Source organism: Dendronalium phyllosphericum CENA369, from assembly GCF_016056275.1.
Taxonomy (GTDB): Bacteria; Cyanobacteriota; Cyanobacteriia; order Cyanobacteriales; family Nostocaceae; genus Dendronalium; species Dendronalium phyllosphericum.
This window is the reverse complement of sequence record NZ_JAECZA010000097.1, coordinates 1-14989: the sequence shown is the minus strand read 5'-3', so window position 1 is coordinate 14989 and position 14989 is coordinate 1. Positions and strand designations below refer to the sequence as shown.

The 14989-nt window shown below is 42.5% G+C and carries 16 protein-coding genes; 8 read left to right on the top strand and 8 right to left on the bottom strand.

Features of this window, described 5'->3' with window-relative positions; translation table 11 throughout:
• The first annotated feature begins 129 nt into the window (after nt 1-129).
• Complete coding sequence (locus tag I8752_RS18845) at nt 130-564, top strand: biotin carboxylase (protein ID WP_214433831.1); 435 nt, start codon at nt 130-132, stop codon at nt 562-564.
• A gap of 83 nt (nt 565-647) precedes the next feature.
• On the opposite strand, the gene I8752_RS18840 is transcribed toward I8752_RS18845, so the two are convergent.
• The 3 genes from I8752_RS18840 to upp form a co-directional block, all read right to left on the bottom strand.
• Complete coding sequence (locus I8752_RS18840; RefSeq protein WP_214433830.1) at nt 648-926, bottom strand: YggT family protein; 279 nt, start codon at nt 924-926, stop codon at nt 648-650.
• Between the two features lie 311 nt (nt 927-1237).
• Nucleotides 1238-1594 (bottom strand): hypothetical protein, encoded by a 357-nt coding sequence (locus I8752_RS18835; protein ID WP_214433829.1) that lies wholly within the window; start codon nt 1592-1594, stop codon nt 1238-1240.
• Nucleotides 1595-1673: 79 nt separating this feature from the next.
• Nucleotides 1674-2324: a uracil phosphoribosyltransferase gene (gene upp / locus I8752_RS18830; RefSeq protein ID WP_214433828.1), complete on the bottom strand. Its 651-nt coding sequence runs from the start codon at nt 2322-2324 to the stop codon at nt 1674-1676.
• Nucleotides 2325-2639: 315 nt separating this feature from the next.
• On the opposite strand from upp, the gene crtH reads away from it, so the two are divergent.
• Nucleotides 2640-4133, top strand: a complete 1494-nt coding sequence (gene crtH, locus I8752_RS18825) for a carotenoid isomerase (RefSeq protein WP_214433833.1) — start codon at nt 2640-2642, stop codon at nt 4131-4133.
• A gap of 110 nt (nt 4134-4243) precedes the next feature.
• On the opposite strand, the gene I8752_RS18820 is transcribed toward crtH, so the two are convergent.
• Nucleotides 4244-5350, bottom strand: coding sequence for a peptidylprolyl isomerase (locus I8752_RS18820; RefSeq protein WP_214433832.1), 1107 nt, complete (start codon nt 5348-5350; stop codon nt 4244-4246).
• 367 nt (nt 5351-5717) lie between these two features.
• On the opposite strand from I8752_RS18820, the gene efp reads away from it, so the two are divergent.
• The 3 genes from efp to I8752_RS18805 all read left to right on the top strand — a co-directional run bounded on the left by efp (nt 5718) and on the right by I8752_RS18805 (nt 7365).
• Nucleotides 5718-6275, top strand: coding sequence for an elongation factor P (gene efp / locus I8752_RS18815; protein ID WP_214433827.1), 558 nt, complete (start codon nt 5718-5720; stop codon nt 6273-6275).
• 105 nt (nt 6276-6380) lie between these two features.
• Nucleotides 6381-6938 carry an acetyl-CoA carboxylase biotin carboxyl carrier protein gene (gene accB, locus I8752_RS18810; RefSeq protein WP_214433826.1) on the top strand — a complete coding sequence of 186 codons (558 nt, stop codon included), beginning with the start codon at nt 6381-6383 and terminating at the stop codon, nt 6936-6938.
• A gap of 79 nt (nt 6939-7017) precedes the next feature.
• Nucleotides 7018-7365 (top strand): ArsR/SmtB family transcription factor, encoded by a 348-nt coding sequence (locus tag I8752_RS18805; protein WP_214433825.1) that lies wholly within the window; start codon nt 7018-7020, stop codon nt 7363-7365.
• A 192-nt stretch (nt 7366-7557) separates the two neighbouring features.
• Here I8752_RS18805 and I8752_RS18800 read toward each other — a convergent pair whose 3' ends face one another.
• Together I8752_RS18800 and I8752_RS18795 are read right to left on the bottom strand one after the other, a co-directional pair.
• The gene (locus I8752_RS18800; protein ID WP_214433824.1) at nt 7558-8184 is read right to left on the bottom strand and encodes a GerMN domain-containing protein; all 627 of its coding nucleotides are present in this window, start codon (nt 8182-8184) and stop codon (nt 7558-7560) included.
• A gap of 520 nt (nt 8185-8704) precedes the next feature.
• Nucleotides 8705-10519, bottom strand: a complete 1815-nt coding sequence (locus tag I8752_RS18795; protein ID WP_214433823.1) for a proline--tRNA ligase — start codon at nt 10517-10519, stop codon at nt 8705-8707.
• A 201-nt stretch (nt 10520-10720) separates the two neighbouring features.
• On the opposite strand from I8752_RS18795, the gene I8752_RS18790 reads away from it, so the two are divergent.
• From I8752_RS18790 to I8752_RS18780, 3 genes are all read left to right on the top strand, one after another.
• Complete coding sequence (locus I8752_RS18790) at nt 10721-12112, top strand: lysophospholipid acyltransferase family protein (RefSeq protein ID WP_214433822.1); 1392 nt, start codon at nt 10721-10723, stop codon at nt 12110-12112.
• Between the two features lie 197 nt (nt 12113-12309).
• The gene (locus I8752_RS18785; RefSeq protein ID WP_225895754.1) at nt 12310-12819 is read left to right on the top strand and encodes a hypothetical protein; all 510 of its coding nucleotides are present in this window, start codon (nt 12310-12312) and stop codon (nt 12817-12819) included.
• On the top strand, nt 12806-13114 hold the full coding sequence (locus tag I8752_RS18780) for a protochlorophyllide oxidoreductase (protein WP_214433820.1): 309 nt from the start codon (nt 12806-12808) through the stop codon (nt 13112-13114). Before I8752_RS18785 ends, I8752_RS18780 begins: the two co-directional genes overlap by 14 nt.
• 94 nt (nt 13115-13208) lie before the next feature.
• Here I8752_RS18780 and I8752_RS18775 read toward each other — a convergent pair whose 3' ends face one another.
• Both I8752_RS18775 and I8752_RS18770 read right to left on the bottom strand, forming a co-directional pair.
• Nucleotides 13209-13784, bottom strand: coding sequence for a Uma2 family endonuclease (locus I8752_RS18775; RefSeq protein WP_214433819.1), 576 nt, complete (start codon nt 13782-13784; stop codon nt 13209-13211).
• 228 nt (nt 13785-14012) lie between these two features.
• Nucleotides 14013-14894 (bottom strand): shikimate dehydrogenase, encoded by an 882-nt coding sequence (locus I8752_RS18770; protein WP_214433818.1) that lies wholly within the window; start codon nt 14892-14894, stop codon nt 14013-14015.
• Between the last annotated feature and the right edge of the window lie 95 nt (nt 14895-14989).

The window sequence follows — 14989 nt, the reverse complement described above, 5'->3', positions numbered from 1 at the left end:
CCTCTGCCCCTCTGCCCCTCTGCCCCCCAGCGATCGCATATTTTTGATTTAGAAGTCCTTTAGTAGTGAAATTCAGGTAAGCTGAGGTTACAAGTTGCATATTGTTGGATTTAAGTCACGGGGTCTTTTATGCGGTTGCGCTCACTCACGGTTGTCTTTATTTTTTGCCTGATTGCGTTTCTATCGTGGGTATTTACTCCTCCTGCTATAGCGTTGACACAAATTAAACTATTTGATGTTTCCTATAAAGATTGTCCGCCAGAACTAGCACAAGGAGCTGTTACCAGTGGCGGTAGTGCCGCAGCTGCCAATTGCTTTATTGTCACTGGCAAAGCAGAAAATGGCACCTCCAAAACGGTCTATGATGCAGATATCTTTGGACGTATTTATGATGCCAACAACGATTCAGTGATGCAAAATCGCACCCGTCTCGGTTCTATTGCCGAAGTTCCACCAGGAACCAGTGATTTTGAATTGAGAATTTCTGTACCTGCAAACCAGCCGTTACCTTTGAAGCTGAAACAGTTTAAAGCCGCAGGATTTAGCGGACAAGTCCGTAGGTAAGTTGTCTGCTAAGGTTAACCAAATATTTAGAGTAATTAAAGACTGTAGAGACGCTTTTGAAATTAACGTCTCTATTGTAGTAATTAAAATCCTTGTACAAATGGCAAGGCTGTTAAGCTTTTAAGAAACTCACCAGCTAAATTCAGCACTAGGAAGGCTAGGATAGGCGAAAAATCCATTCCGCCCAAGGGAGGGATAATTGAACGGAAAAGATTTAGATAAGGATCGGTTACCTGGCTCAAAGCGGTAAATGGTTGGTTGTACCAGTTAATAGTGGGGAACCAGGTCAACAAAACCCGAATAATTAGCAAGTAGCTATAAATGGTTAAGAACGTAGCAAGTGTGGTAATCAGTAAATTCATGGATAGCTTGATTTCCTACTAAGTGTCAAAAAGGGTCTTATCATTGATTTTAATTTAGTCTAAGCCAGGGTGTTGGCTGATTATTGCCGTATTAACCCCCATTAGCATCTTCGCTAAATATAAAATACCTTAGTGCAGCCTGACGCAAACAACTATAAAGTGCTGAGTCAAGAGTAAAGACGCGATTAAACTCTTGCGAGAAGCCGCTCTTAGGAGCGTCTACGCGTATGTACAAGAGTTAGGATTTTTATCTCCCCTTTGCTCCTCTGCCCCTTTGCCCCTCTGCCCCTCTGCCCCTCCGCTCCTCTGCACTAAGAATCTTTAGTAAGAGAACGATCGCTAGTAGACTGGGACGAACCACCATTGACGTTACCTAGATGCTTTCGCACTTCGTCAATTGTGGCATTGAGCTGGGCAATTTTATCTTCTAGCGATCGCCGTGCTGTTTCCATTTCTATACCCTCATTTTCTGAGGCTATCATCTGACGACGTTTTGCTGATACTTTCTTCGGGCTGGGTGTGCTGTTATTTAGTTCTGTTTCCTCTTGGGCGGTCAATTCTCCACCATCGCGTCTAGAAGCCAGCACAGCTCCTAGAATACCGCCAACTACCCCACCGACAAACGCTCCTGCGAAAAAACCACTAGCAAAACCATCACGCTGACTCATAAGTTTACCGCCTTGAAGAAACTTTGCAATTTTTACATCATGTAGTTCAGCTATTTTCCTTCCCTAGCTGCATACTAGCTTAAGTCCCAAAGGTGCGATCGCCTGCATCTCCCAATCCCGGTACAATATATCCTTTGTTATTAACTGTTTCATCAATAGTGGCTGTGTAAACTATCAAACCAGGATATGCAGCACTCAATTTCTGCAATGCTGGGGGAGCCGCCACTACACAAACAATTCGCGTCAAGCTAGGATCGACACCCCGCTGTGTCAATTCTGCCATTGCAGCCATTATCGAACCTCCCGTTGCTAACATCGGGTCGGTAATTAATACCCGTGTTTGGGGGTCAAATTTCTCTGGTAATTTGTTCAAATAACATGCAGGCTCTAATGTTTCTTCATTTCGCACCAAACCCAGATGGTAAATCGAAGCCAAAGGCAACAGAGTTTGCGCTCCCTCTAGCAATCCTAAACCTGCTCGCAAAATCGGTACAACCGCCACAGGTATCTCTGGATTAATCAAAGTTGCCGGACAGGAATCCAAAGGACTTTGCACTGTTGTCTCTAAAGTCGGCAACCATTCTCGTGCAGCTTCGTAAGTTAACCATCGCCCCAACTCAGTCATCGCACTACGGAATAATACTGAAGGTGTAGCAGCATCACGGGCAATTGCCAACCAGTGCTTGATTAGGGGATGGGGTGGAACGTAAACACGCAGTTGTGGCATCATAGCCAGAAATAAGCACTATTTATTGTACTAGAACTGAAAGATAATAATACTCTTTAGCGCGTACCACTGACAGCTAAAATAAATACCCTGATTTTATTGAAAATATTTTGCATTAATAGTTGACAGCCATTCTCAATCACAGTTATATTATTAATCAGTGTTCTCCTCTCTTTAAGGATCGGCAGACGGGATTAGCCAGCGGTAGCAGGCTCGTCCCTCTTTTTTTGTGATTGGGCATTAGTTAGAGAAGATAGTAGGGGTGAAAAATTACGACTAACTCTTGTACAGACGCGATTAATCGCGTCTTTGACAAAAATGCAAGATATTGATGCGATTATTATTGGCTCTGGTATTGGTGGTTTGGTGACAGCAACCCAGCTAGCAGCGAAGAAAGCTAAAGTGCTGGTACTAGAACGTTATTTAATTCCAGGTGGTAGTGCTGGCTATTTTGAACGCCAAGGCTATCGATTTGATGTGGGAGCATCAATGATTTTTGGTTTGGGAACGAATGGCACTACTAACTTACTGACTCGCGCCCTTGATGCTGTGAATGTCAGCCAGCAAACAATTATCGATCCCGTGCAGATTCACTATCATCTGCCCAACGGATTAGACATCAAAGTTGACCGGATTTATGATAAATTTTTGCAAAATCTTATTGCTTATTTTGGTCACGAAGAACAAGGGATTCGTCGCTTTTATCACGAATGCTTTAAGGTCTTCAATTGCCTCAACAGTATGGATTTGCTGTCGCTAGAAGAACCTCGGTATCTCCTACGAGTTTTTTTCCAGCATCCTTTGGCATGTCTCGGTTTAGTCAAGTATTTGCCGCAAAATGTTGGAGATGTCGCCAAACGCTACATCAAAGATCCCCTGTTATTAAAATTTATCGATTTAGAGTGTTATTGCTGGTCTGTAGTGACCGCTGATATGACACCAATGATTAATGCTGGAATGGTCTTTTCTGACAGGCATTATGGCGGAGTTAACTATCCTAAAGGGGGGGTAGGACAAATCGCTCAAAAATTAGTAGAGGGTTTAGAAAAAGCTGGAGGTGAAATTCTTTACCAAGCTAGAGTCACGAAAATTATTACGGAAAGAGGACGGGCTGTAGGCGTGCAACTAGCTGATGGTCGAGTCTATCGAGGTAAACGCATAGTTTCTAATGCTACACGTTGGGATACTTTTCATAAATTACTACCTGTAGATAAAATACCGATTAATGAGAAAAAATGGCAACAATTTTATGAAAAGTCACCAAGTTTTTTGAGTTTGCATATGGGGGTAAAAGCCTCAGTGTTGCCGACTGGGACAGAATGCCATCATATAGTTCTAGAAGATTGGGAAAAAATGACTGCACCAACAGGTACAATCTTTGTATCAATTCCTACGTTACTCGATCCAGATTTAGCGCCTGTGGGCTATCACATCATTCATGCTTTTACGCCTAACTGGATTGATGATTGGCAAAGACTATCTGCAAATGAGTATGAAGCGAAGAAAGAAAAGATGGCAGGGCAAATTATTGGCCGACTAGAGAAGATTTTTCCTGGTTTAGATGCTGGCTTAGATTATTTGGAAGTAGGAACGCCTCGCACCCATCGCCGCTTTTTGGGGCGAGAGGATGGCACTTATGGGCCAATTCCCCGTCGCAAGTTGCCGGGGTTATTGAAAATGCCATTTAATCGCACAGCTATTCCTGGACTTTATTGTGTGGGAGATAGTACTTTCCCAGGGCAGGGGTTGAACGCGGTGGCGTTTTCCGGCTTTGCCTGCGCTCATCGTATTGCTGTTGATTTAGGTCTTTAGCAATCAGTGTAAATGTATTTATTAATACAAAATATTTTCTGACATAACTAAAAGAATATCAATAGATTTTAGATTTTGGATTAACTCCAAAATCTAAAATTCCAGATAAATTATGCTGCTTGCGGCTCAACCAAATTTTCTATTCCCTGAACGACAGTTGCCGATTCAATTTTGTCGCCTGCTTTAAGTTTATCCAAAACTTCTTTGCCCTCGGTAAGATATCCAAAAACTGCATAGCGACCATCCAACAGGTTACGTCCTGCGGGGGTAAGTTCTGGTTCAAACAGAAAGAAGAAGACTTGCGACGAACCACCATTGACTTGAGTTTCAGGACGTGCCATGGCTAATGCACCAAAAGCCGAGAACGGTAAAACTGGCATATCGAGATAACGACCAGCATCTTCAAGAGTAATGCCGTAAGTAGGTTTTTTATCGCCTTCGACTAGAACTTCTAAAGGTATGGCACGGTATTGGCTCGTTTTGGGGTCAATAAAACCGACATCTTTTCCTGGTGGATCTCCAGTTTGCAATACATAAGATTCTTCAGAACGAGTAAATTCCAAACCGTTATAAAAACCTCGTTGCACCAAATCTACAAAATTACCTGCTGTCACAGGGGCGCTGTAACCATCTACTACAAGAGTTAAATCCCCTTTGTTAGTTTTGATTGCTATAGTAGAACGACCTTTAAGTTGCGGTAGATTACTATATTCAGCAGGCACTTCAAAGGGAAATCCTTTCACCATTGATTCTTCTAATTGGGTGACGAGATTCAGTAGTTTAGTTCTTCCTTGGAGAATTTGTTCTTTGTCTTTAGCTTTTACCGATTCTTGTAGCCCATCCACACCAGACTTTAATTCATCGATCCAAGCTTGGGCTTGGGACTGGCGGTCTTCGGGAACGCCTGCTAGGATTTGGGAAGGTTTATCGAGAATCTGGGATGCTTTGCTGAGGTCTTTGGAAACAGCACCCCAGCGCTTGTTTGCTCGCAGTTGGTTAGAGATGTCTTCTAGACTGGCTTGCAGTTGCCGCACTGGCTTGTTATCTATCGGGAGTGCATACCTCAATAAAGCTTTGCCATCGGTAATTGCATTTCCAGATGGCAGGGCGGCGTTACTCAAGGGAGTCCAGCCAGCTGTATTTATGCCTAAAAATATTGTTACCAACAGTATTCCCATTAGGCTGTTCTTCAGCCAAGATTTTAAAAAGTTAAACATGAGATGGCTCAAATGCAGCATCAAATTGTTGACTAGGCGTAATCCATCAATCATCTTCCCACAGTTAGGAGTGCTGAGTGCTGAGTGCTGAGTGCTGAGTAGAAGGTGAAATTTTAGTTTAGGCATGGGGATGAGGGAGAAGGATAATTACCCATTACCAATAACCCTGTCCAAAGGGCAACTGACCCTTCGGGTTCCTCAGTTGTTCATGGGGAGACCACGCCAGATGCTCCACTTGGGGTCTCCCCAAGACCGCACTGGCTCCCCAAGACCACACTGACTCACAACTGACGACTGACTAATTAACCAATTACTCCGCTTGAGGGGTACAATAAATGCCGATTGTCTTCCAAAACTTGAAAGCTTCATGATCTCCAGTAACGACTTTCGACCCGGTGTCTCAATTGTCTTAGATGGGTCTGTATGGCGAGTGGTAGAGTTCCTCCACGTTAAGCCTGGTAAAGGTTCTGCCTTTGTACGGACAAAGCTGAAAAATGTCCAGAGTGGGAGCGTTGTGGAAAGAACGTTCCGGGCTGGGGAAACAGTGCCTCAAGCTACTCTGGAAAAAAGCACGATGCAGCATACCTATAAAGAAGGCGATGAGTTTGTCTTTATGGATATGGAAACCTATGAAGAAGGCAGATTGAGCGCAGCCCAAATTGGCGATCGCGTAAAATACCTCAAAGAAGGTATGGAAGCGAACGTCATTCGTTGGGGCGAACAAGTGCTAGAAGTGGAACTGCCCAACTCTGTAGTCTTAGAAGTAGTGGAAACCGATCCAGGTGTCAAGGGTGACACTGCTACGGGTGGTACTAAACCAGCAAAGCTGGAAACTGGTGCAACTGTAATGGTTCCCTTGTTTATTTCCCAAGGAGAACGCATTAAAATTGATACCCGTGACGATAAATATTTAGGCAGGGAATAGGTTTCTCGTTCTAGAGTAAATTCCGATTTCAATCCCTATACAGGGATTAAATCCCTGCCACACTTAAAATTCTTAATTTAGGGACAGGTCGAGGTAATAAAAACTGTGCCATTGGACTTTAATGAAATCCGCCAACTGCTGGCAACTATTGCACAAACAGATATTGCCGAAGTAATGCTCAAAAGTGAAAACTTTGAACTAACGGTACGTAAAGCAACTAGCGTTAGCAATCAAATTGTGTCGGTTGGTCAAGCAGCGTTAAGTAGTGTGGTAAATTCGGGATTGACATCGGTTCCACCAATTGTCACCCAAACAGCGCCACAATCGATCCCAGAGGTCGGGACAAGTCGCGTCATGGAAACTGCTGCGGCAGGTTCTAGCGTGCAGGTTTCAGGAAATTCTCCTCCAAAGAGCGATCGCAGATTGGTAGAAGTGCCTTCTCCAATGGTAGGAACGTTTTATCGCGCCCCTGCACCTAGCGAACCAGCATTTGTGGATGTGGGCGATCGCGTCCGCAGCGGTCAAACAGTCTGTATCATCGAAGCGATGAAGCTAATGAATGAAATCGAAGCTGAGGTGTCGGGACAAGTGATCGAGATTCTCGTGCAAAATGGCGAACCTGTGGAATATGGTCAACCTTTGATGAGAATTAACCCTGATTAAGTATTAATCTATATATCAAGTGAATCATTGATAGCAAATGAGTCATTGGTAAAACAGTCAGTTCTGCGGGTCAATCCTGATGAAACAAGCGTTGCCTGTACCGCCGGAAGTGGTGCAACAAGTAGCCGAATACTTCAGTCTGTTAAGCGAACCGATGCGCTTACGACTGTTGCATTTGCTACGGGATGAAGAAAAATGCGTACAAGAATTGGTAGAGGCAACACAGACTTCACAGGCAAATGTGTCCAAACACCTGAAGATCATGTGGCAAGCAGGAATCCTCAGCCGCCGCAGTGAAGGAACTTGCGCTTACTACCGAGTGGAAGATCAAATGATTTTTGAATTGTGCAATCGGGTTTGCGATCGCCTCGCCACAAGGCTAGAACAGCAAGCCCGTAGCTTTCGCGTGTTGAATACCAAACTTTAAGTTAGTTGTTGGTTGTCAGTTGTCAGTTGTGAGTCAGTGTGGTCTTGGGGAGCCAGTGCGGTCTTGGGGTCTCCCCAAGTGGAGCATCTGGCGTGGTCTCCCCCATAAACAACTGACGTTAGCGACGCAGGAGCGTCACCCGAAGGGTCAGTTGTTGGTTGTTACCACTGACTATTGACTGCTGACTAATGACTAAAGTGGATAATTTTGCTTAAAGCTTTCACGAGTTAGTGGCTGTTCTAATTCCACACCTTCGCCACCCAAAACATCTAACTGTTTGCCGTTCACATCGATGTAGACTTTGGCATTGGGATTTAAAGTTGTGGCAGTGTAAACAACTTGTCCCACGCGACCGACCATTGAAGTACTACCACCACCTTTGGTAAAATCTTCGGATAAATTGACATGAACTTCATCATTGTTTACTTTTAGTCCCAATAATTTAGTGCCTTTGGGTATGGTGGTAGAATCTGTTCCCTGTGATGGGCCTTCTAATAAGCTTTGAAAAGCTTTTTCTAAAACTTGGTCGGGCTGTGTAGCAGCTATTTGAACTGGTTTAGGAACCAATTCAACAGTTTTTTCTTTTGGTCTGAGCAAATAAATATTAGTAGTTTTTTCGTTATTTGGCTGTGCAACTGCTGGCCCTGGTGACGGCTTAGTGATTCCTTGAGAAGAATTCGCTGGTGTCGATGGTGTGGGAGGATTGCTGTTAGTATTCCAAGTAATCCAAGCCACGCCGCCACTTACCGCTACAACCGCTGCTGAGACGGCTGCAATCACACCTGAAGAAATACGTTTAGATCCTTGTTGGTCTGTCATATTTAGAACCTTCCTGAATAAGGGCTGAGACGATGTTTGTGGCAGAGTAGCCTGGTTAAGGACGATGCTTACAAGTGGAGAGTTTCCAAAAACCTCAAGGCTTTAGATTACCAAAATATTGGATTTGCTTATTCTAGGGATTTCACTTCCAATTCTAGAATTTACACTTGTAATCCGTCATCTCCTAAATTATGTAAATCTGTAAATCTCAATCTTTTCTTGAGATTGTTATAGCAAAGTGCAAAAGTGCTGAGAGACGCGATTATACTCTTACGAGCGTCTACGCGTCTGTACAAAGGAGTGCTGAGTGGAAACTCAGTTACTTCAGGGCTTTGAACAATACTACTGTCCTAAACTATGTGACTACGGCTATGAAAATTACAAATGTATAGAAAAGTCACTAGTGTGGTTTTTGTTGCTAATAACTGCTATGGATTCACGGTGTATTTACTTCTGTGCGAATCCATAGAAGTTTAACAAGTTTTAACTTTTTTTGGGTAATTAACTAACATTTTAGCGTTTAATTTTTCACCTCTATTGCTGCTGCAATCCATTTATGAAGTGTAGATGTAACTTCTTCAATGACAATTTCTTGAGAATTACGCGTTGCTCTTTCTACAACTTCGACTTTGCCATTAGCGATCGCTCGTCCAGTGACAATTCTATAAGGTATGCCGATTAAATCAGCATCTTTGAATTTTACCCCCGCTCGTTCGTCGCGGTCATCGAGTAAAGTTTCAATTCCCGCTCGATTTAATTCAGTGTAAAGTTGTTGGGCAATTTCGACTTGTCGAGCATCATTAATGTTAGGAATTGTCACAATTGCGTGATAGGGTGCGATCGCTACTGGCCAAATAATTCCATCTTTATCGTAAGATTGCTCTACTGCCGATTGTGCTAATCGCGACACGCCGACTCCATAGCAACCCATGAATAAGGGTTTTTCTTCACCTTGTTCGTTGGTATAAGTTGCTCCCATACTTAGCGAATATTTAGTACCCAGTTGAAAAATATGACCGACTTCAATTCCTCTGGCACTTTGGAGAGTTTGTTCGGGGTGATGAAGAGCGCGATCGCCGCTTCTCGCTTTTCGCACATCCACGACATTTTCTGATAGTTGAAATTGTTCGCCCCAATTAGCCCCAACTACGTGAAAACCAGTTTCATTTGCACCTGTAACGAAGTTTTTTAACTCAACAGCTGTTTTATCTACCAAGCGTACAAATTTGGGATGAATTTGTTTATTGGCAGTAATATATTCATCGGCAATATCAGGAGCAATGTATCCTAAAGGTAGAGATTTAGCTGCCCATGTTTGCTGCGTTTCTTGATTTGGGACATCCAAAGCAATAATAGTATTAGCACCATAATTAGAAGCTAGTTTAGTCAATTCATTCTGCAATTTGACCTGATTCACTTCTTGCTCGCCGCGAATACTTACCAGAACCAACACCGTTACCCCATTGTCATAAACTGTTTGGTAAAGGACGTTTTTCACCACTTGAGTGGGAGAACATTTGAGGAATTGACAAAGCTTATCAATCGTCTCTGCTCCAGGTGTATCGCGTTTCTCATAGGTTGTAAACCGTGAGGGTTCAGCATCAGCTGGTAAAGAAACGGCTTTTTCTACATTGGCAGCATATTTGCCATCTTCGGTAAACAGAACCTCGTCTTCCCCAGCTTCCGCTAACACCATAAATTCTGTAGAACCAGAACCACCAATTGCCCCAGAATCAGCTTCTACCGCGCGAAAAGCTAGACCAGAACGCCGTAGCATGTTGCTGTAGGCTTGGTACATATCTTGGTAAGTCTCTTTGAGGCTAGCTTCATCAACGTGGAACGAGTAGCCGTCCTTCATGATAAATTCCCGTCCGCGCATCAAACCAAAGCGAGGACGAATCTCATCTCGGAATTTGGTTTGCAGTTGGTAGAGATTTAGCGGGAGCTGACGGTAAGAGCGAATCATATCACGAGCGATCGCTGTGATTACTTCTTCATGAGTTGGCCCTAATCCTAATTGTTGGTCGCGGCGGTCGATTAGGGAAAACATGATTCCCTCGGCTTTGGTGTAGGTGTCCCAACGTCCCGACTCCTTCCATAAGTCGGCTGGTTGTAATTGCGGGAGAAGACATTCTTGTGCGCCTGTAGCATTCATTTCTTCCCGCACAATTTTGGAGACTTTTTGCAATACCCGCCACATCAGCGGGAGATATGCATAAAGACCGCTACCGATGCGACGAATATAACCTGCACGGAGTAATAACTTATGGCTGGGAATCTCAGCATCAGCCGGATCGTCCCGCAGTGTAACGAATAACATTTTTGACAGTCGCATCGTTTATTCCCTTTCTAAATCGCTAATAAAGTATGAAGTATCAAGGATGAAGTATGAACTATGAAGTATAAAGTGTTATTTCTGTGGTCAGTTATCAGTAGTGCTGAGTACTGAGTCAGAAGGCAGGCAGGAGTAATTATTATTTCTTGTCTCCCTCATCTCCCTCATCTCCCTGCTTCACTCTTTAAGGAGACAACTACCTTGTCAAATGTAATTTATCAAGCGCAGCCGCCCTTAGAATTTATATCCCCAAAGTTCAATCCCTTGTTTCTACAAGCCGTTCATTCGTTGCTACCAAGTTGGATTCGTTGGCAAACAGCTATTACCCAAATTGAAGCAGACAAGGTAGAGGTTTTGGTGGATCTGTATCGCCAATTTCAAGAGGGCAAGATTCGTTTTTTATTGGCATTTCGCCATCCCAAAACAGACGATCCATTTTGTTTAACCTATTTGTTTTCTCAACTCGTGCCAAGGGTAGCACGAGAGCAGGGCACTGCACTACAATCTCCAATTCATGCTCATTTTATCTACGATCGCGGCATTCCTCTCTGGGCAGGTTCCTACGTCGGCTGGATTGCTTCGCATTTGGGTGCGACTCCCATCCAGCGGGGTAAAGCTGACTGGACGGGTTTGCGTTCGGCGCGTGAGTTGTTTGCCAACGGACAATTCCCAATGGCTGCTGCGCCAGAAGGAGCGACTAATGGTTTATCTGAAATTATCAGCCCCCTAGAACCCGGTATTGCCCAATTAGGCTTTTGGTGTGCTGAAGATTTGCATAAGGCAGAACGCTCCGAGCAGGTTCTCATTGTACCAGTTGGGATTAAATATAGTTATGTTGCGCCTCCTTGGGATGCGATCGCTCAACTTTTAAACCAATTGGAAGCGGCTACTGGTTTACCTGTGAATCCACAAGGAAAGACTAATACGGCCTCAATGGAGTTGCTTTATCCCCGATTGTTGACTTTGGCAGAACATTTATTGTCCCTGATGGAACAATTTTATACGCGGTTTTATCATCAAAAGCTACCAGATGCCCAAAAGATATCTGAGGAAATCAAAGATAGAAATGAAGCGTTAGCTGTGCGTTTACAAGCTTTATTGAATGCGGCACTACAAATTTCAGAGCAGTATTTTGACTTGCACCCCAAAGGACAATTAAACGACCGTTGTCGGCGAGTAGAACAAGCCGGCTGGAATTATATGTTTAGAGAAGAATATAAAGATGTCAAAGGGTTATCTGCTGTGGAAAAAGCTTTAGGCGATCGCGTTGCTGAAGAGGCAAATGCTCGGATGTGGCACATGCGTTTAGTAGAGAGTTTTGTGGCAGTTTCTGGTAATTATATCCGTGAAAAACCGACAGTAGAAAGGTTTGCTGAAACGACTTTAATTTTATGGCAAACAATCGCTAAGATTGAAGGCGAAAAATCTTTTCGTCGTCCGCAATTAGGTAAAAAACGGGTAAAAATTACAATTGGTGAGCCGATATCAGTATCGGAGCATTACCCAATTTATAAACAGAGTCGCTTGGGTGCAAAACAAGCTGTTGCTGATTTGACAAATAATTTACAGCAAGCGATGGAAAGTTTGATTTGAGATGTATTGTGAGAGTTAATCTTGCCATTGCATTGTAGAGATTGGCTGTAACTATTAATTGCTATCTCACAGGATAGTTGCTTTATAATTTATGGAGATCAAACCTTGCTATTAAAAATTTTATACAAATTACATTGACTAACATTGGCTCATATAAAGTAAAAGTCCGAATTAAATTGGCAATCGAGGAAATTGCTATGCTTTCCCAAGCTGAAAAACATGATATGCCTACTAATTGGTCTTTTAATTGGTTGAATTTGTGGAAAAATACCGATTTTGAATGTCAAAATATAGTCAAACTCGTTTATAACAATGAAATCTGGGGATTAGTGCGATATGGTTTGTATCCTTATCCTGGTATTCCCTGCTATCTTGAAATAGAACAGCTAGAAGCCCACCCTATAAGTCGAGGAAAAACGGCTAAACGGTTCATTGAACCAATTGGTAAATGGTTAATTTGGTATACAGTAAAAGTTGCTTTGAAGTTCTGTAAAACAGAATTAGAAGACCCGCTAATTGTGCTAGTTGCCTTAGATACGGCAATGTCTTATTATAGTGATAAGGTTCAGATGGAATATTTGGGGACTGCTACAATCGCTCCAGGAGAAGATGGATGCGCGTTTAGATTCTTGCGAAATGCTGCTGTAACCTTTTGCGATCAACAAGAAAGCCTACGGGGAGTACCAAAGCTATATGGCCAGCAATGAAGTCAAAGCCGGGTCAAAAGTTGTTATGACTCATGCCCAAAGGCAAGCTTTTATGAAAACGTCTCCTTTAGGGCAACTATTTGGAGTAGCGCATTTGCTACCTCAAGTCGAAGCGGTAACAAATAGCAATCATGCAGCTAATCAAGAAAAAGTGGCTGATATATTAGTTATCAGCGAGCAGGTATTTCAATATGAAGGTCGTGGTAAATGGTCAAAAAGGTTGTCCTGGAAGCAAGTCCAGTCATATTGTATTGAAAAAAGCTCATCTCAAAGAAAAGTATTAGCTACAGTGTAAGTAATAGCAATAAAATACCTTTGACTCGTATAAATGTATCTAATATTGAGCATAGGTGTAAAGCGACTTGTTGCAAGACATTGCCTCTTACACCTTAGCTTGGAAACACCTTAGATAAATCTAGAACTAAATTAGGGAAGGATGGGAGATTAACAGATTCATCAGGCAGAAAAATAGACTTACGGCGATAACCAAATTTACTTTGTAAATCTTGATAAGGCTCACTGTAACATTCCAAATAATTATCTACTAAATTAAATATCCAATAATCAATAATACCTGCTTCTGCATAAATAGGTAATTTTATCTCTTGGTCATATTTAAAAGAGGAATCGGCAATCTCAATTAAAAGCAATATGTCAGATGAGTTGGGATGAGCAGAAAGATAGTTATCGTCAACATTACGGACAATCGCTAAATCTGGTTCGGGTTCGCTATACTCAGAAATAATAACTGGTTGTTGCCCTCTTACTAAAGCGCGGTCTATTAAAAGCTTAATTAACTCTCTGAATAAAAGTGTTTCACAGACAGAATGTGCTGTACCTTTTGCTACCATCTGGTAAATTTCTCCTTTGATTAGTTCAACTCGGTCATCTTCCTCAAAAAATCCGAGTTTTGCCAGACGGTCATATTCAGCTACTGTAAAGCGTTTAGCAGTAGTGAAGCTCATAAGAATTAAGGGTATGGTGATATATTTTCATCTTAGTCTTTGTAATATTCAATTATTAGAAATGCGTTCTCAAATACCAAAACTCAATACTTTGTTTAATTACAATTAATCGAGTTAAATGTAACCGATACGACAGTAAATAAAAACTCAAAGTCATTATTAGGAATAGAATTCATCACTATGAAAGCCAAAAAAGTTAAATAATTGGTATGTGGGTGTTGGAATACTTTACCTCCCTAAACTCAAGTGATTTTGCAAAGCTTGGCGCATCACATCTACAGGAATTTCTTGCTGCAACCAGATTTTTAAGGCTGCTACTCCTTGCTGGACAAGCATTTCTAAGCCATCAATGGCAATTGCCCCTTGTTTTTGGGCATGTTGGAGAAATTGTGTTGGTTTCGGAATATATATTAAATCGTAGGCGATCGCACCTGAAGGCAATTTCTCAATTTCCTCTAGACTCAAAGGTGACTCATCCACCTTGGGATACATGCCAATAGGAGTTGTGTTTACTAGCAAGTTAGCTTGAGGAATCAGTTTTGCCAGATCATCCCAGATATTGACTTGTAAAATCTCAGCTATTGTTGAATTACCCCAACTACTGCGGAATTGTTGGAGTTTCTGCCTATTGCGTCCCACAACATGAATTTTTGCAAAACCAAGTTGGTGACAACCTGCAACAACTGCCCTTGCTGCACCGCCATTGCCTAAAATTACCGCCACCTTCTGACTCCAATCTTGCTGATAAGTTGTTTGCAAAGGGGCAATAAATCCTTCTATATCTGTATTTGTCCCTATCCATTGATTATCTTGGCGACTCACAGTATTAACTGCGCCTATAGCTTGGGCAATGGGAGTAATTTTTGAGAGTAAAGGCATAATTGCCTGTTTATGAGGAATTGTCACGCTAAAACCGACAACTCCAACAGCAGCTAAACCTGCGATCGCAACCTCTAAATTCTCTGATTTTATAGGAAAGGGAAGATAAACATAATCTAATCCCAATTGAGCGATCGCCGCATTATGCATCACAGGCGACAGCGAATGTTCCACCGGATGGCCAATAACCCCTAATAGTTTAGTCTTACCTGCGATCGATACTTTAGTCATTTGTCAGTTGTCAGTTGTTAGTTGTTAGTTGTTAGTTGTTAAGAGTTAGAAGTTAAGAATTATTCTCCCCTGCTCCCCTGCTCCCCTGCTCCCCC

Bases quoted from the DNA above. Each gene is read 5' to 3' on its own strand.
- I8752_RS18840 (WP_214433830.1), bottom strand. From the start codon at position 926: ATGAATTTACTGATTACCACACTTGCTACGTTCTTAACCATTTATAGC.
- I8752_RS18820 (WP_214433832.1), bottom strand. From the start codon at position 5,350: ATGTTTAACTTTTTAAAATCTTGGCTGAAGAACAGCCTAATGGGAATA.
- I8752_RS18805 (WP_214433825.1), top strand. From the start codon at position 7,018: ATGAAACAAGCGTTGCCTGTACCGCCGGAAGTGGTGCAACAAGTAGCC.
- I8752_RS18835 (WP_214433829.1), bottom strand. From the start codon at position 1,594: ATGAGTCAGCGTGATGGTTTTGCTAGTGGTTTTTTCGCAGGAGCGTTT.
- upp (WP_214433828.1), bottom strand. From the start codon at position 2,324: ATGATGCCACAACTGCGTGTTTACGTTCCACCCCATCCCCTAATCAAG.
- I8752_RS18775 (WP_214433819.1), bottom strand. From the start codon at position 13,784: ATGAGCTTCACTACTGCTAAACGCTTTACAGTAGCTGAATATGACCGT.
- efp (WP_214433827.1), top strand. From the start codon at position 5,718: ATGATCTCCAGTAACGACTTTCGACCCGGTGTCTCAATTGTCTTAGAT.
- I8752_RS18795 (WP_214433823.1), bottom strand. From the start codon at position 10,519: ATGCGACTGTCAAAAATGTTATTCGTTACACTGCGGGACGATCCGGCT.
- I8752_RS18800 (WP_214433824.1), bottom strand. From the start codon at position 8,184: ATGACAGACCAACAAGGATCTAAACGTATTTCTTCAGGTGTGATTGCA.
- crtH (WP_214433833.1), top strand. From the start codon at position 2,640: ATGCAAGATATTGATGCGATTATTATTGGCTCTGGTATTGGTGGTTTG.
- I8752_RS18780 (WP_214433820.1), top strand. From the start codon at position 12,806: ATGGCCAGCAATGAAGTCAAAGCCGGGTCAAAAGTTGTTATGACTCAT.
- I8752_RS18770 (WP_214433818.1), bottom strand. From the start codon at position 14,894: ATGACTAAAGTATCGATCGCAGGTAAGACTAAACTATTAGGGGTTATT.
- I8752_RS18785 (WP_225895754.1), top strand. From the start codon at position 12,310: ATGCTTTCCCAAGCTGAAAAACATGATATGCCTACTAATTGGTCTTTT.
- I8752_RS18845 (WP_214433831.1), top strand. From the start codon at position 130: ATGCGGTTGCGCTCACTCACGGTTGTCTTTATTTTTTGCCTGATTGCG.